Below are 22360 nucleotides of genomic sequence, written 5' to 3'. Positions count from 1 at the left end.
TACTCAGCAATTTGACTCAGCGATTTTATTCAACGATACCACGCGCCATCTGGGCACTGATATTAAAATACCAGTTAAACTCATGCTCATCGCGTGGATTAACGATAGTCATCAAATCAAAGGGTTGCTCCTGATGCCACACCAGCGCCTGAGCCTTAGCATTAAAACCATGCAGATTGATAAAGGTATAGAGCTCAGTGGTGCTGGTACAGAAAAATGCGGTTTCCGGCGTTTTACCATCACCACTTTGCCAGATTGCGGCCATCAGACCGTCTAACACTTCCTGATGATACTCGCCCTGCTCGGTATTGCCCGACTCAAACTGACAGACCATAGCACCATAATGGCCGTTTAAGCTGATAAACTGCTCCGCTAATAGTTTGGTAGTATGACTCAAACACTGCTGCCAGTCTTTTTTGGCGATGGCTTCAAACATCAGACTGGACAGTGCCCGCTCCACCATACTGTATGGCCGGTAAGCTGAGGTTTTGGTATAGGCCTGCCGCAAACTGGCCAGTCGCCTTGGCTCTGGTGCTTGCTGCACCTCTGAGAGCAACAGCTGATAGTGCTGGTCCGCCGCGTCTTGTTGCGCTCGCTGCGTAGCAGACATTGGGGGCGCAGCAGACATCGCAGCTGCCGCACCCTGCTTTGATTGAAGCGGTTGGGCACAGCCGCTCAGTAATATCATTAAGGCTGTTAAAATACCGATCCGAAACACCATAGTAGTATCCTTTGCTAATGGTTTTATTCATCTAAGGGCAAGCGCCCGGCCCGCACGGTGCGTCTTTGCACCGCCTGTTTCAGCACCTGATAGTCTGGCACCACCAGAGTCAGTTGCTTTGCCGCCCGGGTAATACCGGTATACAACAGCTCGCGGCAGAGTACCGGGTTATCCCGCTCCGGCAACACCAGCACCGTATGACTGAACTCTGAGCCCTGCGACTTATGCACTGTCATCGCAAAGACGGTTTCAACAGCGCCCAGGCGGCTGGGTAAGATCCACCTTAACTGGTTATCAGCATCAATAAAGACCACACGTTTTTGCTGATCCTGCGGTGATATCAGGACAATGCCGATGTCACCATTACGCAAATTCAGATTATAGTCATTACTGCTAACCATTACCGGCCGCCCTTCATACCAGCTATCCTGCTGCAAACTGCGACTGGCCGGCAGTTGCGGCAAGGCCTGTTGTACCAGCTGATTTAAACCGGCCACGCCAAAGGGGCCATCACGTACGGCCGTTAATAACTGAAATTGCTGATAGCTGTTAAGCACGGCCCGCGCCCACTGCTCAATAGCAGCCGCATCGGCACCCGCGTCAGGTTTGGCCGCTAGCTGCTGCCAGTAGGCGGCAAAGCCACGACGGCACAAGGCTGCTAAATGTTGCAGCGGATCTTGCTCCGGCTCCCCGGCTAATAACTGCAGATCCTGATAGCCCGCCTGACCTGATAACAAATAATCGACCTGCGCCTGCTCACCCTGATTGACTGCGCGGGCCAGGGCGCCAATACCACTGTGTTGATCAAAACGCCGGCTAACCCGCAACATCACCACCTGTTGTAGCCGCTGCCGCGGCGCGCTGGTTGCCAACTGCGCCGGTATAGGTGCGGCGCTGAATTGCTGCAGATAAGCCATAGTTTCTGCACTATAGCCACCCTGCTCGGCATCCTGACAAAGCTGTCCTAAAATAGCGCCGGCTTCCACTGAGGCCAACTGATCCTTATCACCTAACAAAATCAGGCGGCCATCCGCCGGCAGTGCCGCTAGCAGCGCCTGCATCAGCTCAATATCAATCATGCTGGCTTCATCGACAATCAACACATCAAGCGCCAGCGGTTTACTGCGCTGATGCTTAAATTGCCGGCTGCCGGCTTGTACCCCCAACAGTTTATGCAGGGTCGAGCTGTCGGCGCGGATCGCGGCAACCGCGCTCTGCCAGTCCGCTGCCAGCGCTTGTAAGCTTTGCATCGCCTGGGTAATCGCCTCTTTCATCCGCGCCGCGGCTTTACCGGTGGGCGCCGCCAGCTTGATGGTCAGTGGCGTGGCCGACAAACGCTGTAACAGCGCCAGTAAGCGCACCAGGGTATAGGTTTTACCGGTGCCCGGCCCGCCGGTGATCACACTAAAACGGCTACGCAAGCTATTGGCACAGGCCAGCTTTTGCCAATTGATCTGAGCGAAGGCATCGCCAGCGCTGGCTGCTAACGACTCAGCTCCAAACAGCTGATCCAAATAAAGTTTTAGCTGCGCCGGCTCTGCCGGCAGGGTTACCGCTTGCATTAAAGCGCGCAAGTCGGCGGCGATCTGTTGCTCCGCAAACCAATAGCGGGCGAAATAGAGTACCTGTTGATCTAATACCAACGGCCGGCCCGGCGCTGCACTGGCAATCGACTCAGCGTTGGCCGGTGTTACGGTAAGCACCGTATCACACTGTGCCAAGCAGGCCTCCAGCTCTTCCTGGCTATATGACGCCAGCAGCAGTGCCGGATCCGGTAACAGACTGCCATCCTGCTGACTTAACGCCTCAGGGCTTAACTGCGCACTCTGGTAATTGAGCAGCTGTGGCGCATCGGCCAGTAAATCCGCCAGTGGCAAACAGACATGGCCGCGGCCAACCTGGCGTGACAGTAAGGCCGCAAGCAATAAACTCAGGGGTTGTACTGTGGGTGCGTTCTGCGCCAGAAAGCGGGCAAAGGCCAGGTCAAGCTGACTTAACAGCTGCTGCCGCTGATAAGCAGCCAGTAGCGCCAGCATCGCCTGACGATCCTGTAGCCGTTGTAATACCTCAGGTAGCACTGCACTAATCAGCATCGGCGACCTCCACAGCAGACTGTGGCTCTTGTTGCATAAAGTATTGCTCTAAACTTAGGATCAACGACTCCGGTACCCGATCGATAAAGGCGCCCCGGCTGCTGGCTTGCTGGCCACGCAAAAACAGATACACCACGCCGCCGACATGCTGCTGATAGCTGTAAGCGTCTTTTAAGCGGGCTTTTAAAAGCTTATGCAATGCCAGGCTATAGAGCACATATTGCAGCTCATAGCGGCTTTGTAAGATTTTCTGTTGCATCGCTGCCGGGTGATAAGCCGCATCATCCGGCCCCAGATAGTTTGATTTGTAATCCAGCACGTAGTACTTACCCTGATGCTCAAACAGCAAGTCGATAAAACCTTTTAACATACCATTTAAGTAGTTGCGGCTCAGCTCTGGTCTGGCGGCATCGGCCAGCACAGCTGCCTTAACCCGCTTATCCAGTTGCCGGGTACTGACCCCCTGCACGGCGAACCAGAACTCAGGCTCAGCCCGATAGCTACGCAAGGCATTAAGTGCTACCTGCCCCCCCCCCGGTAACGGAAAACTCAGCTGCAGATAGCCATGTAACCAACGACTTAATAACTCTGCGCGCTGCGCCCAGCTGCCGTGGCGGCAGCGCCGGGCAACCAGGCTTTGACACAGCTCAGGATCTGCAGCCACGGCGGCGAAGCCGTGCTCGGCTGCATCCTGCAACAAGTTATGCAGCAAGGTCCCTGGCCCGGCGCCGCGTGGAAAGTCATGTAAACTGACTAAGTCTGGCGTTGCTGGCAAGGACTGCGCTACAGCGGCAAACTGCGCTGTACTGTCTGCTGCCAAGATTGCCGGGGATGGATCCGACATGGCTTCTGCAAGCAGCGCACTGGCCTGTTCTTCCAACAGGTTATGTTCCAGCGCGGTATCGCCCTGACTGGCAGCACCATAGGTTAAAGCCGAATAACTGGCGATCCACCAGGGCTCAAAAGCTTGCGCAGTATTGCGTTGCCGGGCGGCAAACTCTAAGGCTGAGCCGCTAAGCGCCGGTAGCAAATGCTGCGGTGTGCTAAAAGCAGGCAAGGCAACCACCTGAATTTCATTGGCATTAGCAGGCCACAGCGCCTCGGCTTGCTGTAGCAGCTGCAGCGGCTCTGTCGCCTGATCACAGCCCAGCAGATAGGCCAGCGCTGAGCGCTGCCAGTCACCTACCGGACTTAAACTAAGCCAGGTCGCATATTTGGCCCGGGTCACCGCCACATAGAGCTTGCGGATATCTTCGCCCAGCCGCTCCTGATCGGCGGTTGCCAGTTCAAGCTTGCCGGGCGTCAGGCTTTGTACCAATTCGCCGGCTTCATTATGAAAGCTGACCAGCCGGTCATCATGACTTACCGGACGGCATAAGCTGATAAAGGGCAAGAATACCAGTGGATACTCCAGCCCTTTCGATTTATGGATGGTCACAATTTGGATCAGCTCAGCATCGCTTTCCAGCCGCACTATCTGATCATCGGCAGGCTGGGCAATGGCTTCCTGCTGGTACAGATGTTGATAGAAATAGCGCAGCAACGCATGCACACCATCCAGTTTGACACTGGCCTGCTGCAACAGCTCGGCCAGGTGCAGTAAATCGGTCAGATAGCGCTCGCCACCGGCGTCAGCTAACACCCGCTCTGCCACCTGAAACTGCTGCACTAACTGGCGGATCAGCGCCAATACGCCGCGTTGCTGCCAGCAGTGGCTAAACTGATAAAACCATTCCTGATACTGCTGCCAAAGCCTATCGTCATGCCTTAGCGCATCCAACTGCGCCAGCGGCAAGGCTACCAGTGGCGTATAGAGCGCGTTTAGCAACGCCTGCTGATTGGCCGGCTCGGCACAGGCCTGCAACAGTAAATACAGATCGCCGGCCACTTCACTGTCGAACACGGAATTACGATCCGATAAATACACGCTGGCCATACCGCGCTCGCGCAGCTGCTGCTGGATCAAATGCCCTTCCTGATGGGTACTGACCAAAATCGCGATATCTTTACTTTGCAGCGGTTGTAAGGTCGGCGCAGTCGCAGCCTCCTGCCGCAGCATAAAACCCGTGCGCCCGGCTGCCGCACTACCCAGCAGAGCACCAATATAGTCAGCAACCCGGCCCGCCAGCTGCTCCCGGTACAGGGTTTTACTCAGTGCTTTGCTATCGTCTGCACCCTCATCGAAACGACCGGCACTGGCAGTCCACAGGGTTAAGGCAGCCGCAGCCGGTTGACCGTCAATCACTAGCTCGGCTTTAACGCCCCTGGCGTTAACTTCAGTAAAGGGCAACGGATTGCCGCTGCTGTCCGCGAATAAAAATGCCTGCCTGGCGGCGCTTTGCTCGGCTGGTCGGAACAAGGCATTAACGGCCGCCACCATCTGCTTACTGGAGCGGAAGTTGGTGGTCAGCGTATAGTGGCGCCCTAGGGTATCGCGGCGGGCTTGCAGATAGGTGAAAATATCACCGCCACGAAAGGCATAAATCGCCTGCTTCGGATCGCCAATCAAATAGACTGCCTGTGCCGCTGCATTGCTGGCCAGCTGGTATACCGCATTGAAAATGGCGTACTGCGCCGGATCGGTATCCTGAAACTCATCAATCATTGCCACCGGGTACTGCTGGCGTAAAATAGCGGCCAGTGCTGGCCCGGCATCCCCCTCCAGTGCACGCCGGCATTGCTGGATAATGTCATCAAAGCCCATTTTGGCTTGCTGCTGCAGTTGTTGCTCCAGCCGGGCCTTACACCAAGCTACCGCCTGTGGTAACAGTAATGGCCGCAGCGCCGGCCCCTCGGAGAGTAGCGCAACCAGATCCAGCAAGGCCGCCGGCCAATCCGCTGCCAGCGGCTCACCCTGATAATGCTGGTAAAACTGCTTGCCATAATTATCGACAAAAGAGGTTTTTAGTTCAGGTAACTGCGTTACGGCCTCAGCAACAGCTAAGGCCGTCCAATCCAGCAAGGGGGCAAAATCCTGACGGGCTTTTTTCAGATTATAGGTTCTGGGTTTACTAAAGCTGCCGGCCGCTTCGGCCGCGGCAATCCAATCCAGCCAGGCCGGTAACGCCTGTTGCCAGTAGTAAAAGGCGCTACTGAGCCGCTGCTGATAAGCTTGCTCAGCCGCCAACAGCAGCTCAGCTAACTGTACCGGCTCAGAACTGGCACTGGCCTGGGCCCATAACGGCCGTAGATCATCGAGTAAGGCTTCCGGCTCACGGTATAAAGCCTGGATCTGTTGTAGTTGTTCGCTTGGTAATGGGTAGCAGCAGCTGCGCCAAAAGTCTCTTACCGCCTCTAATTGCAGGGCGCTAAGATCGGTCAGCAACTCCTGTTGAAACAAACTGCCGCTATTAAACGCATGCTCGCGCAGCAGCTGCTGGCACCAGCTATGGATAGTTTTTACACTGGCCTCATCCATGGCTTCGCTGGCCATTTGCAGCGCATAGGCGCATTCCGGCCAATGCTGCGGCGCAAAATCGACTTTTAGTGCCTGCAACACCGCATCGGCGCTGGCCGAAGCGTCACGAAACACCGCCGCCGCCTCCACTAAACGCTGACGGATCCGATCCTTTAGCTCGGCCGTTGCCGCCTTGGTAAAGGTCACCACCAGAATATCCGCCGGCAATAGCGGTGTGCTGCGACTAGCTGCCGCTGTCAGCCTCGGCAGATGCGCCAGAATAAAACGTAAATACAGCGCTGCTATGGTATAGGTTTTACCGGTACCAGCACTGGCTTCAATCAATACACTGCCGTGCAGCGGCAATTGCAGCGGGCTGGTTAATTCTTGGCTCATGGCTGCTCCTGACTCGTGATTGCTAATGGCTCATGCTGCGCCTGAATCATGGCTGCGCCTCCGCTGCTATATCCGCGGAATTCTGATCTAAAGCGCCTAACGATGCCACCAGGGCACTAAGCGGTTGTGCTGTTGCTGCCTGCAGCTGTTGGAAGAACGGCCGGTAATACGCCACCCAATCGCTAAAGCCGGCATCCAACAGTTGCTGTGCCTGCGGGTAATAGCGCGCCAGATAAGGCGTATCGGCCCGCACCCCTGGCTGATACGCGTTACCGTGATAACGGCCGGCAAGTTTCGACAGACTGTACTCTTCCTGCTTCTGCTCGGCTTTATACCAATCAGCAGCCAGCTCTAATGCCAGCGGTAATGGCTGACACAGCGCCTGTTGTAACCAAGCTGCAAGTTGCTCTAGCTCTGCTCTGGCTTGCGACTCACTCAGCGGCGCCAGGGTCAGAAAACCATCGGCGCCCAGGATCACCGTGCTGGGTGCCTGCGCCAGTACAGTGCAGGCGACCAGATGTTTCAGATACCCTGTAACCAGACTGCGCCACTGATAACTGACACTGCGCGGTTTGACTTCGACCACCTTACTGGCGGTCAGCTCCAGTTGCAGCATCGCCTCTGGCGTGGCATAGAGTGTGTTGAGCTCCGCCTCGAGCAAGACATCACCCAGTTGCAACTGATAAGTCTTGGCCGCCAGCGGCGCACTTTGCTGCACCAACACTGAGCGTGCCTGATATAACGCCAATACGGTTTGCTCGGTGCGGGCCAGATCCGGCCCGGCTGCCGCACCGTAGGGTAAGTCACCGGCTTGCTTTAGACGTTGTTGCTGCTGCCGCAGCAGTGCTAAAGCTTGTTCATCAGTTTGCGGCTGCTCTGCCAGCAATGCTGTCAGTAGCTGGTGTTTCACCTGCCACACCGCCAGTCCGTTCAAAGCAAAGGGCTCAACATCCGGCAAGGCCTCTGGCGTACTCTGCAGGTAAACCCCTAAGCGGCGCCGGGCCAATAACTGCGCCGGCTCTTTTAACAGCAACTGTAAATCCAATAAGCTAAAGGGCGCTTCGGCCTGAAATGGCGCCAAAGGCTCAGCCTTGCCGCCGGTAACGCGTACCGCATCATCCAATAACTCAGTTACGCGTTCACCTGAGGATTTTTCACTATCCTGATGAATACTAAGCCATTCTTTGGCATAGCTAAAGTAAGGTGAGTCTGGCTGGGCAGTAAAGTATGCCGGCGCAAAAGGTTGCAACTTATGGGCGGTTGTCAGGCGTTCGGCCAGTGTCGGGGAGCCGGCTGGCGCTGGCCAAAGTGCATTCAGTTGATCCTGTAGTTGGCCGACCAGCACCGAAGGCGGCAGTTCACTGTTATCCTGGGCACTGGCGCCAACCCAGCTGATATAGAATTGTTGTCTGGCCGATAACAAGGCTTCTAAAAACAGATAGCGGTCATCTTCACGACGCGAGCGATCGCCGGGCCGGTAATGCAGGCGCATAAGATCAAAATCGGTTTTCGGGCTTTGCCGCGGGTAATCGCCCTCATTCATCCCCAGCAAACAAATGCGCTGAAACGGAATGGCCCGCATTGGCATCAGCGTGGCGAAGTTCACACTACCGGCCATAAACCGCTGCTGCAGATTTGGCTCGTCGACACTGGCAAGCCACAGCTCTGCGACGATACCAATAGGTAAAACCGCGTCGAACTGCGCCTCCTGGGTGCTTTGCAACCAATCATCCAGCGTATCGCGTAACCTAACCAGCAGCAACATTTCCTGCTCGTTGTCAGCCGTAAACAGTTGATCTAACAGGTTACTCAGCAGTTGATGCCAATTGGCCGGGCTGCGCTCAACCTGCAGCTGCTGCCAGCAGTGCTGTAAGGTTTCCACCAGAGCTGCCAGCGCCCCTATCGCTTGCGCTTCCAGTGCTGACACCTCAGCATAAGCGGCGATATCTTGCCAGGATGCGGCCGTTGAGCCGGCAGCATACCCATAAAGCAAGCGGTTCAGCGCAAACTGCCAGCTGTTTTGCTGCCAGCTATAACTTAACCCCAGCCCCTGACGCTGAGTAGCATCCAGACCCCAGCGTGCCCCTGCGGCAGCTGCCCACTGTTGTAGTTGACTGACCTGCTGCTCGCTCAGAGCGAAACGACGCCGCAGTGCCGGGACCTGCAGTAAGTCAAACAGTTCACTGTGACTAAAGCGCTGCGTTGGCGCCTGTAATATCAGCTCCAGCGCCTGCAATAGCGGGTTGCGCTGACGCTGGCCCTGATCGGCCAGCGTATAGGGGATATAACGCGGATCATCCGCCGCCAGCCGGCCAAACACGGCAGCAATATAGGGCGCATAGCTGTTGATGTCAGGCACCATCACCATAATATCGCGCGGTTGTAAGCTGGGATCGGCATCAAAGGCCGCCAGCAAATGGTCATGTAACACTTCCACTTCCCGCAAAGCACTGTGACATCGCTGAAATACTATCGATTTATCCGTTCGCGGGTCCGGCGCTGGCCAATATTGCTGACTTTCCTGATTGGGCCTGAGGTGCAGAATATCGTGTTGCAGGCGGCCTAATAAATGCGTTGGCTCAGCTTCATCAAAGAGATCAAACCGTAAATTGGTAAAGGCCGCCGCTTTGGCTGCGGTTTCGTCAAATTCATCCAGCAGCCGGATATAATCCCGCCCCTGTTTGCCCCAGGACGCCAGTAACGGCGGCGCATACTGATGCAGCTCTGACAGCAGCAGCGAGCCGGAGGTCTGTTTTTTGCTGCGAAATCTGGGCTTAGCATACTGACGCAGCAGATCGCGGCCGGCGATAATATCGGCCCAATGATACTGACAGGGGTTATGGACGCAGAGCACGATCTGACATAGTCCTTTCAGGGCGTGCAGCACTTCCAGCGTTTGCCGGGGTAATGAGGAAATACCGAACACTACAATTCGCGGTGGCACGCCGTCGGGGCGCTGCTGCGCCGTCAGGCTGGCCGCAGCACTTAAAAAGCGCTGATGCAGTGCCGCCCTGTTGCTACAAATTTGCTCGGCACCAATATCCTGCACCAGAGCCTGCCACAGTTTTGCCTGCCAGCGCTGCTCGTCGGGCAAGGGGATATTCTGCCCCGAGTGGGCCAGCACCAGCTCACCACGGCCCCAACTATCCAGCCAGTCCGCGCGATACACCTGATACTGGTCAAACAGATCGGCCAGCTTGTCGCTTAATTGAAATAATTTGCGCTGATCAGGCACGACCTGACTGCTTTGCTGCGCGTCGGTGGCAGACTGCAGCTGGTGAGCAGCGGCCTTATCTGCCGGCGCGATATAATGCGCCAGCGCCTTAAAGTCTGGATCCGCAGCGACCAGTGCCGGCAATAACCGCAGAATACGCCAGCGCAGCCGCTGCTTATCAAAGGGGGAGTGTTTCGGAATATCCGGGCCCAGCACACTGCGATAAAGCCGCCATACCAGACGCGCCGGCAAACTGACTTCCAGCATAGTCGCGATACCGGTCTGCCGTGCCAGCGCCTGCTTTAACCACTGCGCTATGCCATTGGATTGCACCAACAGCACTTCCTGCTCCAGCGGCGGCAGTGGATAGCGATCCAGCAATTCGACAGTTAGGGCGGTCAGATCTTCGAGGCGGTGGCTATGCGCAACAATAAAACCGGGCGTCAGCATCAAGATTCCTTTTCACGGGTGACAGTGAACAGCAGGCCGACAGCATAGAAGATCCGGCTTCAGCTGTCAGACTGTAAATATATCCACTGTACCCTAAACCAGCAGCAGTGCAAGCCAGACACTGCTAACTGCCCGAACTTTAAACAAATTATTTGAACTTGACTTGATGAGGCGCCACTCGCTGATAAGTGGCACTGTGCCCCGGCACCCATTCGCCGTTTTGCAGATAACGCGAACTAACGATTAAAGTATCAGCGCTCAGGGTACTGACCGATTCCACCATCGTAATGCCGTTGGCATTATTTTCGACCGCCTCGCGGGCGATGATCCGCTGATTATTATCTTCAAACGTCATACTGCCGTGGGTATAAAAGCCGGCCGTCGTAAAATAATAGTAATTAATACTTTGTTTGGCTTCATCCCAATAAATAATCGACTCGCCGCCATAAACACCATCATTAATCGAATGCACCGTTTTTATCGCATTGCCGTTTAAAGCCCGTTGCCAGTGTGAGCGATCAATCATTTTTTCGGCAGCGCCGCTTTGGGTCAGATCGCCCTGCCAGTAGGTATCCAGATAGGGTCTGAAGGGTTCAAGTTTTGGATGTAATGTAGGTTGCTCAGCCTGTAGTGAGAAGCTAAACAGGCTCAATAGCAGGATCAGCAGGACTTGGCTTACTCGCAGCATGGGGTACTCCGTTATCGTTATCATTATTGAGGATCGGATCCTAAGTAAAACCGATCAGGCCAATAACTGCAACTCGGCCAGCTCGCGATAAAGCGGACAGGTCGCCACCAGTTCGCTATGGCTGCCACTGGCCAGCAGCCGCCCCTGCTCCAGCACCAGGATCCGGTCAGCATTTAATACCGTGCTAAGCCGATGGGCGATAATCAGTGTGGTTTTTTGCTGCATCAACTCCTGCAACGCCAGTTTGACCGCATGTTCACTGGCCGCGTCCAGCGCACTGGTAGCTTCGTCCAGTAATAAAATTGGGCGATCCGCCAAAATGGCACGCGCTATCGCAATACGCTGCTTCTGACCGCCAGACAGGCGTACGCCCCGCTCGCCCAGTTGAGTCTGATACCCTTCTGGCAAGTCGCGGATAAACTGATCAGCCCGCGCCGCAACACAGGCGGCAATCACCTGCTCCAGGCTGGCCTCGGGCCGGCCATAACGCACGTTTTCCAGCACCGAGTTGGCAAAGATCACTGCCTCCTGTGGCACCAGCGCAAATTGACGGCGCAATTGTGCCGGCTCGAGCGCTGTGATCGGCAGTTGGTCCAGATAAATCGCACCGGCGCTAACATCATAAAAACGCTGCAACAACTGAAAGAGGGTACTTTTACCGGCGCCACTGGGGCCAACCAACGCCACCCGCTCACCCGCCTTCACCTCAAAGCTAAGCTGGTGCAGCACCGGCTGTGCCGGCGACAGCGGATAGGCAAAGCTGACGGCGTCAAAACGTAAATCGCCATTCAGCTTTGCTGGCAGTGCAATCGGCTGCGCAGGCGCAGCGATTTGTACCGGTTCACTGGCCAGTTCCTGCAGCCGCTCTGCTGCACCCGCGGCCCGCTGTACTTCTCCTATCACTTCGCTAATGGTAGCCATGCCGCCGGCGACCATCACCGCATAGAACAAAAACGCGGTCAGTTGGCCGGCGCTGATACTGCCGCTTAACACATTCTGCGCACCAATATAGCCAACCACAGTCACAGCGCCGATGCTAAGTAGCATCACCGAGGCAATAAGTAAGGCACGATAAAAGATCCGGCCCCGTGCCGCTGCCAGTACGGCATCGATTTTTTGCGCAAAATGCTGTTCATCGCGCTGTTCATGGCCATAGGATTGCACGGTATGAATTTCATGCAGGCTTTCATCAACATGAGCGCCAATATCAGCCAACCGATCCTGACTTTGCCTCGCCAGCTTACGCACCTTTTTGCCGAGGATAAAAATCGGTGCTAATACCAGGGGCACCGCCAAAAATACCAATACCGTCAGCTTAATACTGGTAAAAGCCATCATCGTCAGGCCACCGATAGCGGTAACCGCTGAGCGTAGCGCCATCGACAGGCTGGAGCCGACCACGCTTTGTATCAAGGTAGTGTCGGCAGTAAAACGTGAAATCACCTCACCGGTACGGGTTTCACTGTAAAACGCCGGTGACAGCTTAAGTAAATGTTGAAACACCCGGTTGCGCAGATCGGCACTGACCCGCTCACCGAGCCAACTCATAAAGTAGAAGCGGAAAAATACCGCCACAGCCCCCACCAGCGTGATAGCCAGTACCAGTAGCGTCAGTTCATTTAACCGGCTGCTATTGCCGGCAACAAAGCCTTCGTCTACCAGTAAACGTACACCCTGCCCTAAAGCCAGCCAGGCTAGCGAGCTAAGCAATAAAAACAGCAGCGCCGCTAACACCCGGCCGCGATAAGGATTTAAAAACCCGGCAACCCAGCGTAAAACGCCTGGCTGCTGTTGTTGTGGCGAAGCACTCATCATTTATCCTGCCATTCTGCTCGGCTAAAAGCTCAGAGGTGGCGCCGCAAGCAGCATTAAACAAGAGGTCGACAGGAAATTTCAGCGTCCGCTCAAAATGCAGCTCAAATCTGGGCGGCGACAGCCGATATAAAAATACTGACGTTAAACCCGTTCTGATCGGAGCTAAGCATGGCCAAATTTGATCCGCAGGCAATTACCCCGGAGCAAACCTCGGAACTGCGTTACTTACATAAGGTAATGCAGGCACTGGATATCTTGGGAGAGCACCCACAGCTGTATGTAGTCGCCTACGGCCGGATCTGGCGCTATCCTGATATGCTGCAAACCGCCATGCGCTATGCCTATCTGGCGCAACTCCATGGTTTTAATATTGAACCGTTCCGGCGCTGGTATAACCGCGATGCGGAAATCTTCTCACACTATGGCATCCAGTGGTTTAATGGTCAGCAAGGTTGAAATAAACAGTTAAAATCTTTCTTTTTAATTGCTAAAAGCTATTAGGCTATTCGCTTTAAGTTATTTTTCCTTTTCCATATTGGGGGCTATAGTTATTGCAACTTATTGACGTATCGCGCGTCGTACCCTTTGCAATAACCAAAACAGGAGTGACCCATGGACAAGAACACCCCCTCCAGTGGCAAGTGCCCTATCGCACACGGCGCCAATACCAGTAGCAGCGACAATGTGATGGCCTGGTGGCCGAAAACATTGAACCTTGACATTCTGCACCAACATGACACCAAGTCCAACCCGCTTGGTGCCGACTTTAACTATGCCGCCGAGTTTGCCAAGCTGGATCTGCAAGCCGTTAAAAACGATCTGAAAGCGCTGATGACGCAAAGCCAAAGCTGGTGGCCGGCAGACTGGGGCCATTATGGTGGCCTGATGATTCGGATGGCTTGGCACAGTGCCGGTAGCTATCGTGTAGCGGATGGTCGTGGCGGTGCCGGTACTGGCAACCAACGTTTTGCCCCTCTTAATAGCTGGCCGGATAACGGCAACCTGGATAAAGCCCGCCGTCTGCTGTGGCCCATCAAGAAAAAATACGGTAACAAAATCTCCTGGGCCGATCTGATGATCCTGGCTGGTAATATGGCTTATGAATCGATGGGCTTTAAAACCTTTGGCTTTGCCGGTGGTCGTGAGGACATCTGGCATCCGGAAAAAGACACCTATTGGGGCAGCGAAAAAGAATGGCTGGCCAAATCCGGTAGCGAAGGCAGCCGCTATTCTGGTGAGCGCGATTTAGAGAACCCGCTGGCTGCGGTAATGATGGGTCTGATCTATGTCAATCCGGAAGGTGTCGATGGTAACCCGGATCCGCTAAAAACCGCTCACGATATGCGTGTAACCTTTGCGCGGATGGCGATGAACGATGAAGAAACCGTGGCGCTGACCGCCGGTGGTCATACTGTCGGTAAGGCGCACGGTAACGGTCGCGCCGAAAACCTGGGGCCGGCACCAGAAGGCGCTGAGCTGCATGAGCAGGGTTTGGGCTGGATGAACCATAAAACCCGCGGTATTGGCCGTGATACCGTTACCAGTGGTATTGAAGGTGCCTGGACCAGCGAACCGACCAAGTGGGATAACGGCTACTTTAAAATGTTGCTGGAACACGACTGGGAGCTGAAAAAGAGCCCTGCCGGTGCCTGGCAGTGGGAGCCGGTAAATATTAAAGAGCAGGACAAACCGGTTGATGTTGAAGATAGCGCCATTCGCTATAACCCCATTATGACCGATGCCGATATGGCATTGAAGATGGATCCGGCATATCGCGAAATTTCTGAGCGCTTCTACAAAGATCAAGCTTATTTTGAAGATGTATTCGCCCGGGCCTGGTTTAAATTAACCCACCGCGATCTGGGACCAAGAAGCCGTTATCTCGGACCAGATGTGCCAACAGAAGAACTGATTTGGCAAGATCCGGTACCCAGCGTGAGCTACAGCCTGACTGCAGCCGAAATCAGCGAGCTAAAAGCAAAAATTCTGGCCAGCGGTTTAACGGTAAGTGAACTGGTCGCCACCGCTTGGGATAGCGCCCGCACCTTCCGCGGTTCAGATTATCGCGGCGGCGCGAACGGTGCCCGCATCCGGCTGGCGCCACAAAAAGATTGGGAAGCCAATGAGCCAGCAAGGTTACAAAAGGTACTGAAAGCGCTGGAGGGCATTCAAGCTGGCCTGAGTAAAAAAGTCAGCCTGGCTGATCTGATTGTACTGGGTGGCTCGGCGGCGATTGAACAGGCAGCTAAAGCGGCCGGTGTGAATATCACAGTACCTTTTGCACCGGGCCGTGGCGATGCGACTCAGGCGCAAACTGACGTTGAGTCATTCGAAGTGCTGGAGCCGCTACATGATGCCTACCGCAATTATCTGAAAAAAGATTATGTGGTACAGCCTGAGGAAATGATGCTGGATAAAACCCAGTTACTGGGTTTAACCGCCCCGGAAATGACCGCTTTAATCGGTGGCATGCGGGTATTGGATACCAACTTTGGTGGCAGCAAGCATGGTGTCTTTACCGATAAGCCGGGGGTGCTGAGCAACGATTTCTTCGTCAATCTGACCGACATGAACTACAGCTGGCAACCGACCGGTCGCAACAGCTATAACATTGTCGAGCGCAGCAGCGGCAAAGTGAAATGGACCGCGACCCGGGTTGATCTGGTGTTTGGCTCCAATTCGATTCTGCGCGCTTATGCTGAAGTCTATGCCCAAGATGATAACAAACAGAAGTTTGTACAAGACTTTGTTAACGCCTGGGTAAAAGTGATGAATGCCGATCGTTTTGATCTGAAATAAGTGGTCTTTACCCAAACAGGCCGGTCACCAGACCGGCTTGTTTCGTAATCTGCATCTCGCCTAAAACTTCGGTACCTGACCTTTTGATAGCCGTTTCTGTATCGCTTCTGCCGTTAACTGTTCAACCCATTGTTGTCGGCTGCGTTCTGTGTGCACTATCGCACCCAGATCCATTAGTTCGCCACTAAAGCTACTGATCGGATCGCCCGGGAAAAAGTAACTCAGGTAACTACCACAGTCAGTAAATTCTTTCGGGAATAATCCCTTACCAGTATTATTGCCGGCCCGGCTGCTAAAGAACTGCTCCGCACTGACATTGACTAACACACTTTCACCAAAACCCGGTGCAATATTCACCTGCGGCTCATTCTTATAATCCCGGGCTTTCAGACAGGACATCTTGCCACGCGCTTCCCATACCGGCTGATCTTTTTGATTACGATTAAATGCCGTCGGTTGACCATAGCGTGCCGTAAGCGACTGCATAAATTGCACTGACGCCGGCTGGTTGCTCAGGATCAATCCCTTACGGGCCACGCCAATTACCCGCACCTCGCCCACCGGACCGGAGAAGAATACCTTTAACACGGCCCCCTGATTCCCCTGCAAGGCTTCTATCCGATCTAAAAACTCGGGACTTTGCAGCGAGCTGGCACCATCATGGATATTAAATACTGCGCCAACTTCTTCAATCCGCAGCGCCGGGTCAAAGACGTTGATCGCAGTTTTCACTTCCGATGCGGTCATCCCAAGCTTAATACCGGCAATATCTAACTGCTCGCTCGGTACAGCCTGCAGCGACCCACTAAAAAAAAGACTGACGCTGAAAAACTGCGCCACGATAGACCTTATGAACATACTGGCTCTCCTTGATGCATATTGCTGATAATAACTACCAACCGAAGCGACATCAAAACGCCAGCTCTAGTATAGACGCGGAAAAGACCGCCGTATTACCGGCGGCATAAAATAGGTTTAAAATACCGGTGCCAGTTTCGGCAATTGCACTGTCGTTTGCTGTGGCTGCTGGCCGATTTCTATCGCCAGCCTTGGCACATCCTGCTCGTTTAATAAGTCTTTATGCCAAACCCGCAAGGTATAAGATCCGGCCGGTACCTGCTCCAGCCGAGATATTCCCTGCTGGTCACTGCGACTGTAATAAGGCGTATCCAGCGCCACTACCCAGGCAATCATTTCATCGTGAATATTGCAGCCAAGCACCGCGACGCCACTCTGATCGAATAGCACCGGCGCGGCAGGGGTGCCAACATAAAGCTTAATTTCAAACGGCTTGATGGCAGAAAACGAATACACATGATGCCGCACCGTATCTTCGTTGGGAAAATACACGGCGGTACCGCGCGGGATCACCAGCACATCCGGGATAAAGGTTTTATCCTTTTGCACAATACGGGCATCGTCGACAGGCTTTACCGCCGCACTGGCAGCAGCGGATTCTAAAAACACCACCGCCCCGGCAACCGGCTGGCCCTGCTCGTCAATCACCTGTACCTGCAACCCGGCGGCCAGACTAACGCTGCTAAACAGCAGCGCCAGCGTCATTAGGGTGGCATGTAACTTAGGGTTCAATGGCAATACCCGTTATCGTGGTCGGTAACTCGCCAAGTAACCGCGTTTTACCACTGGCGAGATCCACCTGATACAGGCTACTTACCGCAGCGCCTTGTTTGCTGACTGCCAACAGGCCAATATTACGCAGATCGGAGATATCAAAGGCGACGTCGCTAAGTGCTGCCAGGCCCAGGCTACCAACTGTGAACAGGGTACCGGTATTGGGTGAAACTACTGGCTCCTGGCCTTCAATACTGCCCTGAGTCACCAGCGTGCCTTGTGCCAGATCGATAGCGTAATTGGTAGTGAGTTTCTCATTTTGCTGATTGTAGGTATAAGCGGCAGCGACTATCGCCGGCTGCTTGGCCGCATTGACGTCGTCCGCGGCATAATGCAGCTTGGGATCGGTAAAGGCCAGCGCGCCGGTTTCCGGATGCAGGCGTAAATTTTGTCCCTGCACATTAACAACCCGGATCCGATCTGCCGCCGGGTTAAAATCAAAACCATAAGCAGCCTCAGTCAGACTGCCGGCGGGTAATGCAGTACCAACTTTAGTCAGGCTGCCGTCTGTCGTATTGATCTGATAGAGCTGGCCCTGATTCGATAAACCAAACAACACGCCGTACGCCACCCGGTAATCAATACCAATTAACCGCTCTGCTGCAGAGAGTCCCTGCAAGGCACGTTGCTCGATAACTTGTTGTGGCGCCTTGGCCGCAACTTTAACCAGCTGCTGTTCAGCCGTTAATAACCACAGCTGTTCATTGCCTTTCAGTTCAGGCATTGCCTGCAAACAAAGAGGACTTAACAATAGCGCTGCTGCAATACTACAGGTCTTGGTTGTTACCGTCATGGTTGTACCTCGCTTTAAGAACGCCAACTGGCAGTTACACTACGGTACTGCCATTTCAGCGGTTCAGCAAGGGATTAGCGGCTAATCAGTCCTGCCAGCAGACCAAGCACACCACCAAAGACCCCGCCCCAAACCACCAGCCAGCCCAGATGCTCGCGGATCATCCGTTGAATAATCTGTTTCACCAGCTCTGGGGTCAGCTCAGCCAGCCGCTGTTCAACAATTTGCTCAATTTGTTGTCTGAGCTCGGCTAATTGCTCCGGGCTGTCCAATTGCGTCAACAGCAACTGGTTAAACTGCTCACTCTGACTAATCTCAATCAGTGCGCTCTGTAATTTTTCAGTAAAGGGCTGTTGTAAGGGTTTTAGCATCGCACTGCCGCCGAACATCGACAGCATACTGCCAAAAGAAGATTGCTCCACGGCACTGACCAGCGCATTAAAGGCCGGACTGAGATCGGTTTGCTTGATTACCGGTTCAAAATCAAAGGCCCGGCTGTGTTGTTGTTTTTTCTCCGCTAAAAAGCGGTCGATATTTTCACTGCTAAAAAACTCGGTCATCACCAACTGATAGATCCCCTGCCGGAATTCCACAAAGCGCGCCGGGATCACACCTGAGCCATACAGCAGAGGCACCCGCTCAAACAACATATGGATAGCCAGGGTATTGGTAATGGCGCCGGCCAAAGCAAACATACCGATACTCAGCAGCAGTGGCTGAGCAAGCAGCACGCCGCCCAGTACCAGCACCAAAGCCGCCCCATTTGTCAGTAGATTTTTATTCACCATGCACTCCGCTTCGAGTTGAAGATCCAGGCCGGCGATTTTATGCAGAAGTACCGCCTTTGGCAACGTTAGCCGGCACCGCATTTTGGCGTGGGCGTGCGGCTGGTCTTTCTGCCCGCAATACGCGTATACTCAAACCATAACAGCAGTTTGGAGCCAGGTATGGCCGTATTACAAAAAATTGTGCTTCTAAAAAGCCGCTTACGCAGCGCTGAACTGGCGATAGCGGACTATGTACTGGCGAACTCAGCACAAATTCGTCAATTATCATCACAGGAACTGGCACAGGCCGTTGGCGTTAGTCAGGCTACAGTGGTCCGCTTTACGCAAAAGCTGGGTTATAAGGGCTACCCGGATTTTAAGTTTGCAATTAACGACAGCCTGCACCAGCAAGCCAGCCCGAAAAGCATTAAATTGCATGGTGATATTGCGCTGAATGATAATTTTCAGGAAATGGCGCGCAAACTGCTGGCGGGTAAAATTGAAGTTCTGACCAATACCCTTAGTGCCAATGATCAGGCCAGTATGGAGCAAGGCTGTCAACTGCTGACCCAAGCCAGACGCATTATGCTAACCGGTAAAGGTGCCTCCTTTCTGGTGGCACAGGATTTTTGCCTGAAGCTACGCAAACTGGGGCTACAAGCCATCGCAGAAAGTGATAATCATATCCAACTGGCTGATTTAGCCCACTACAACAATAAAGATTTACTGGTGGTGATCAGTGAATCCGGTGAAACACCGGAGATGATCGTCGTCAGCCAGTATGCCAGTAGCCGTGGCATTCCGCTGCTGAGCCTGACCGGTTTTGCGCCTAATACCGTAGCGAAACTCTCAGTGCTGAATTTAAAAACCGTCGCCAATGAAAATGCCGCCCGGCTGTCGTCTATTTTGTCACGTAATGCTCAGGAGCTGGTCATTGACCTGCTGTTTATTATGCTGACGCAAAGCTCAGCACGCGGGCGCAAAATGGTCGAAGCCTCAAATCAGGCAGTAGCTGAATACCGTAAACGCTAAAGCATGCACGCGACCTAGCCAGAGCGGGAATATCTGAGTAAACTACTCAACTATTCTGTCACTGCCTTAGAGCCGTTATGTCATTATTTCAGGTTGAACATAGCTACCGAACCCTGCCTGCTGCCTGCTACGCCGATTGTGCGCCAACGCCGGTGCGAGCCCCGGCCTGGCTGGCATTTAACCAGACTCTGGCCAGCGAACTAAAGTTGCCAGAACAGTATCAGCGGACAGCTGAGGGCTTAGCGCTGTTTAGCGGTAACAACCTACCCGATTGGACATTGCCGCTGGCTCAGGCCTATGCTGGCCACCAATTTGCTAACTATGTTCCCCGCTTAGGCGATGGCCGGGCGCTGCTACTGGCAGAGCTGCGGGCCAAGGATGGTAAGCTTTACGATCTGCAACTAAAAGGCGCTGGCCGTACCCCGTTTTCACGCAGTGGCGATGGCCGCGCCCCACTGGGTCCGGTATTACGGGAATATCTGGTTAGCGAAGCCATGTATGGCTTAGGCGTACCCACCACCCGGGCGTTAGCAGCCGTGAGCAGCGGTGAGTTAGTGTTCCGTGATGAAACACTACCGGGCGCTATCTTAACCCGGGTTGCCAGTAGTCATATCCGGATCGGTACAATGCAGTATGCTGCCAGCCAGCCTGATCCGGCTGCGCTGCCCGCGCTGGCAGACTATGTCATAAACCGTCACTATCCGCAGCTGTGGCAACAGGATAATCCGTATCTGGCACTGTTACAGCAGGTAGCGGAGCGCCAGGCGCAGTTGGTCGCGCACTGGATGAGCCTGGGTTTTATCCACGGTGTCATGAATACCGATAATATGAGCCTGAGCGGCGAAACGATAGACTATGGTCCCTGCGCCTTTATGGAAGCCTATCAACCGCGGCAGGTTTACAGTTATATCGATCAACAGGGTCGCTATGCCTATCAGAATCAGCCAGCCGTTGCGCAGTGGAACCTGGCCCGGCTGGCCGAAGCCCTGCTGTCCCTGATTGACCCGGATCAAGAGCAGGCGATTGCGCTGGCAATGTCGGTGTTGAACGCCTTTCCACAGTATTATCAAACTGCATACCGGCAGCGCTTTCGGGCCAAGTTGGGATTAACGGCACCGGCACAGGAGGAGGCGGACGATCAGCTGATCGCCGATTTTCTTGCGTTACTGAGCGCTGGCCAGGCTGATTTTAGCCAGAGTTTTTTTGCGCTGCGGCAAGGCGACAGTGCCTATTTAACACAGCAACTGGACAAACAACAGTACAGTGCCTGGCAGCGGCAATGGCAGCAGCGCCTGAGCCAGCAGACTGCCGATCCGCAGGCTATTATGGCAACCGCCAACCCTTATCTGATCCCACGCAATCACCTGATCCAACAGGTGATAGACCAGGTCAGCCAGGATGGTGATTTAGCTTTATTCCAACAGTTGCAGCAGCTATGGCAACAACCCTATCAGCCATCAGCAGCAGGTGAGCCATACAGCCTGGCAGCACGCCCGGAACAGCGCGTCTGCCAGACTTTTTGTGGTACCTAAAGGATCCAGCTTTGGTAAAGTGGAATACCGATTAAGATATTAAATGGGAAGGTGATCCCCAGCGCCGCCAGCATCGACAGGCCGATATCGGCCTGTGGAATGGCGGCCCGGATCGCCGCGGGTGCCGCGATATAAGAAGCGCTGGCCATTAGCGTCGCAAACACCAGGGCACTACCCGCTGGCATGCCCAGGATGCCGGCGACCAGCAGTCCGACACTGGCCAGCACCAAGGGGGTAACCAGTGCGAAAATCATCAGCCGCCAATGCTTCCACGGCAACGGATTACAGACCCGGGCCGTACAAAGGCCCATTTCCAGTAAAAACAGCGCCAGCATGGTTTTAAACCCACCCAGCAATACCGGGGTAATTTCCGATAAGCCCTCATTACCATAAAAGGCCCCAATCAACATGCCGCCCAATAGCAGCAGCACACCGCGGCTGGTCAGGGCTTCATGTAAAATTGCCAGACCATTGGCCTTGGTGCCATTAATAAAGCGGTACAGCCAGAGCATTACCACGATAGCCGGCAATTCCAGCAGCACCAGATACAGTGTGGTCTGGGCGGATAATTCCAGATTATTCGCCATCGCAACCGCCAGCACCACCGCAAAGGTACCCGCACTAACGGAGCCATAGTGCGCGGCAATACTGGCAGCGTTGGCACTATCCAGCTTAATCAGGCGTCTTAACAGCGGATACAGCAGCAGTGGGATCAGGGCACCACAAAATACGATTAGCGCCAGCTCCGGCAGCAGCGGCAACAAGGGTTCACCATGTAGCGCCATACCGCCTTTCAGGCCAATTACCAACATCAGTAAAATTGACAGGATTTCATAAATCGACACCGGCACTTTGAGATCGGATTTCACCAGGCCGGCAATTAAACCCAAAGCAAAAAACGCTATAACCACATCTGGCATTAAGTTCTCCCTGTTCTAGTTATCGTTTTAAGTTGTGTAAATATCGGCGCCGATCTTGCCTGCAACCTACCCTTTATGCTAATTAATAATTTAAGAAATCACTATTGATAA

General features: G+C 54.1%; 15 protein-coding genes. 4 read left to right on the top strand and 11 right to left on the bottom strand.

Annotation, left to right across the window (positions count from 1 at the left end; translation table 11 throughout):
* Nucleotides 1-25 precede the first annotated feature (25 nt).
* The 6 genes from A9165_RS04595 to A9165_RS04570 all read right to left on the bottom strand — a co-directional run bounded on the left by A9165_RS04595 (nt 26) and on the right by A9165_RS04570 (nt 12771).
* Nucleotides 26-721, bottom strand: coding sequence for a DUF4919 domain-containing protein (locus tag A9165_RS04595; RefSeq protein WP_065955074.1), 696 nt, complete (start codon nt 719-721; stop codon nt 26-28).
* A gap of 23 nt (nt 722-744) precedes the next feature.
* Nucleotides 745-2814, bottom strand: coding sequence for an exodeoxyribonuclease V subunit alpha (gene recD, locus A9165_RS04590; protein WP_065955073.1), 2070 nt, complete (start codon nt 2812-2814; stop codon nt 745-747).
* On the bottom strand, nt 2804-6607 hold the full coding sequence (gene recB, locus A9165_RS04585; protein ID WP_065955072.1) for an exodeoxyribonuclease V subunit beta: 3804 nt from the start codon (nt 6605-6607) through the stop codon (nt 2804-2806). Before recB ends, recD begins: the two co-directional genes overlap by 11 nt.
* Before the next feature lie 46 nt (nt 6608-6653).
* A complete protein-coding gene (gene recC, locus A9165_RS04580) occupies nt 6654-10271 on the bottom strand; it encodes an exodeoxyribonuclease V subunit gamma (RefSeq protein WP_065955071.1) in 3618 nt (1205 codons plus the stop codon).
* A 148-nt stretch (nt 10272-10419) separates the two neighbouring features.
* Complete coding sequence (locus A9165_RS04575) at nt 10420-10959, bottom strand: hypothetical protein (RefSeq protein WP_065955070.1); 540 nt, start codon at nt 10957-10959, stop codon at nt 10420-10422.
* A 54-nt stretch (nt 10960-11013) separates the two neighbouring features.
* Entirely contained in the window at nt 11014-12771 is a 1758-nt protein-coding gene (locus A9165_RS04570; protein WP_083216222.1) for an ABC transporter transmembrane domain-containing protein, read from the bottom strand.
* Nucleotides 12772-12942: 171 nt separating this feature from the next.
* Here A9165_RS04570 and A9165_RS04565 point away from each other — a divergent pair, with 171 nt between their 5' ends.
* Both A9165_RS04565 and katG read left to right on the top strand, forming a co-directional pair.
* Complete coding sequence (locus A9165_RS04565; RefSeq protein WP_065955068.1) at nt 12943-13230, top strand: hypothetical protein; 288 nt, start codon at nt 12943-12945, stop codon at nt 13228-13230.
* A 156-nt stretch (nt 13231-13386) separates the two neighbouring features.
* Complete coding sequence (gene katG, locus A9165_RS04560; protein WP_065955067.1) at nt 13387-15573, top strand: catalase/peroxidase HPI; 2187 nt, start codon at nt 13387-13389, stop codon at nt 15571-15573.
* Between the two features lie 60 nt (nt 15574-15633).
* Here katG and A9165_RS04555 read toward each other — a convergent pair whose 3' ends face one another.
* The 4 genes from A9165_RS04555 to A9165_RS04540 all read right to left on the bottom strand — a co-directional run bounded on the left by A9165_RS04555 (nt 15634) and on the right by A9165_RS04540 (nt 18783).
* Complete coding sequence (locus tag A9165_RS04555; RefSeq protein ID WP_065955066.1) at nt 15634-16431, bottom strand: hypothetical protein; 798 nt, start codon at nt 16429-16431, stop codon at nt 15634-15636.
* A gap of 117 nt (nt 16432-16548) precedes the next feature.
* Complete coding sequence (locus A9165_RS04550) at nt 16549-17163, bottom strand: methylamine utilization protein (protein WP_065955065.1); 615 nt, start codon at nt 17161-17163, stop codon at nt 16549-16551.
* Nucleotides 17153-17998 carry a DUF4394 domain-containing protein gene (locus A9165_RS04545; RefSeq protein WP_065955064.1) on the bottom strand — a complete coding sequence of 282 codons (846 nt, stop codon included), beginning with the start codon at nt 17996-17998 and terminating at the stop codon, nt 17153-17155. Before A9165_RS04545 ends, A9165_RS04550 begins: the two co-directional genes overlap by 11 nt.
* Nucleotides 17999-18072: 74 nt before the next feature.
* On the bottom strand, nt 18073-18783 hold the full coding sequence (locus A9165_RS04540; RefSeq protein WP_039925328.1) for a hypothetical protein: 711 nt from the start codon (nt 18781-18783) through the stop codon (nt 18073-18075).
* Nucleotides 18784-18945: 162 nt separating this feature from the next.
* Between A9165_RS04540 and A9165_RS04535 the strand changes: the two genes are divergently transcribed.
* Nucleotides 18946-19797, top strand: a complete 852-nt coding sequence (locus A9165_RS04535; RefSeq protein WP_008608352.1) for a MurR/RpiR family transcriptional regulator — start codon at nt 18946-18948, stop codon at nt 19795-19797.
* A 77-nt stretch (nt 19798-19874) separates the two neighbouring features.
* Complete coding sequence (locus tag A9165_RS04530) at nt 19875-21329, top strand: YdiU family protein (RefSeq protein ID WP_065955063.1); 1455 nt, start codon at nt 19875-19877, stop codon at nt 21327-21329.
* Here A9165_RS04530 and A9165_RS04525 read toward each other — a convergent pair.
* Nucleotides 21326-22249 (bottom strand): sodium-dependent bicarbonate transport family permease, encoded by a 924-nt coding sequence (locus A9165_RS04525; protein ID WP_008608350.1) that lies wholly within the window; start codon nt 22247-22249, stop codon nt 21326-21328. The two genes, A9165_RS04530 and A9165_RS04525, sit on opposite strands and share 4 nt — an antisense overlap.
* Nucleotides 22250-22360 lie beyond the last annotated feature (111 nt).

This window comes from Alishewanella sp. HH-ZS (assembly GCF_001704375.1).
In the GTDB taxonomy this organism is placed as follows: domain Bacteria; phylum Pseudomonadota; class Gammaproteobacteria; order Enterobacterales; family Alteromonadaceae; genus Alishewanella; species Alishewanella aestuarii.
The sequence above is the reverse complement of the archived record's forward strand: the minus strand, read 5'-3'. Positions and strand labels throughout refer to the sequence as shown.

What these genes read in the sequence shown, in the direction of transcription:
- A9165_RS04545 (WP_065955064.1), bottom strand. Translation starts at nt 17,998, where the DNA reads ATGACGGTAACAACCAAGACCTGTAGTATTGCAGCAGCGCTATTGTTA.
- katG (WP_065955067.1), top strand. Translation starts at nt 13,387, where the DNA reads ATGGACAAGAACACCCCCTCCAGTGGCAAGTGCCCTATCGCACACGGC.
- A9165_RS04570 (WP_083216222.1), bottom strand. Translation starts at nt 12,771, where the DNA reads ATGAGTGCTTCGCCACAACAACAGCAGCCAGGCGTTTTACGCTGGGTT.
- recD (WP_065955073.1), bottom strand. Translation starts at nt 2,814, where the DNA reads ATGCTGATTAGTGCAGTGCTACCTGAGGTATTACAACGGCTACAGGAT.
- A9165_RS04595 (WP_065955074.1), bottom strand. Translation starts at nt 721, where the DNA reads ATGGTGTTTCGGATCGGTATTTTAACAGCCTTAATGATATTACTGAGC.
- A9165_RS04555 (WP_065955066.1), bottom strand. Translation starts at nt 16,431, where the DNA reads ATGTTCATAAGGTCTATCGTGGCGCAGTTTTTCAGCGTCAGTCTTTTT.
- recB (WP_065955072.1), bottom strand. Translation starts at nt 6,607, where the DNA reads ATGAGCCAAGAATTAACCAGCCCGCTGCAATTGCCGCTGCACGGCAGT.
- A9165_RS04530 (WP_065955063.1), top strand. Translation starts at nt 19,875, where the DNA reads ATGTCATTATTTCAGGTTGAACATAGCTACCGAACCCTGCCTGCTGCC.
- A9165_RS04525 (WP_008608350.1), bottom strand. Translation starts at nt 22,249, where the DNA reads ATGCCAGATGTGGTTATAGCGTTTTTTGCTTTGGGTTTAATTGCCGGC.
- A9165_RS04565 (WP_065955068.1), top strand. Translation starts at nt 12,943, where the DNA reads ATGGCCAAATTTGATCCGCAGGCAATTACCCCGGAGCAAACCTCGGAA.
- A9165_RS04535 (WP_008608352.1), top strand. Translation starts at nt 18,946, where the DNA reads ATGGCCGTATTACAAAAAATTGTGCTTCTAAAAAGCCGCTTACGCAGC.
- A9165_RS04575 (WP_065955070.1), bottom strand. Translation starts at nt 10,959, where the DNA reads ATGCTGCGAGTAAGCCAAGTCCTGCTGATCCTGCTATTGAGCCTGTTT.
- recC (WP_065955071.1), bottom strand. Translation starts at nt 10,271, where the DNA reads ATGCTGACGCCCGGTTTTATTGTTGCGCATAGCCACCGCCTCGAAGAT.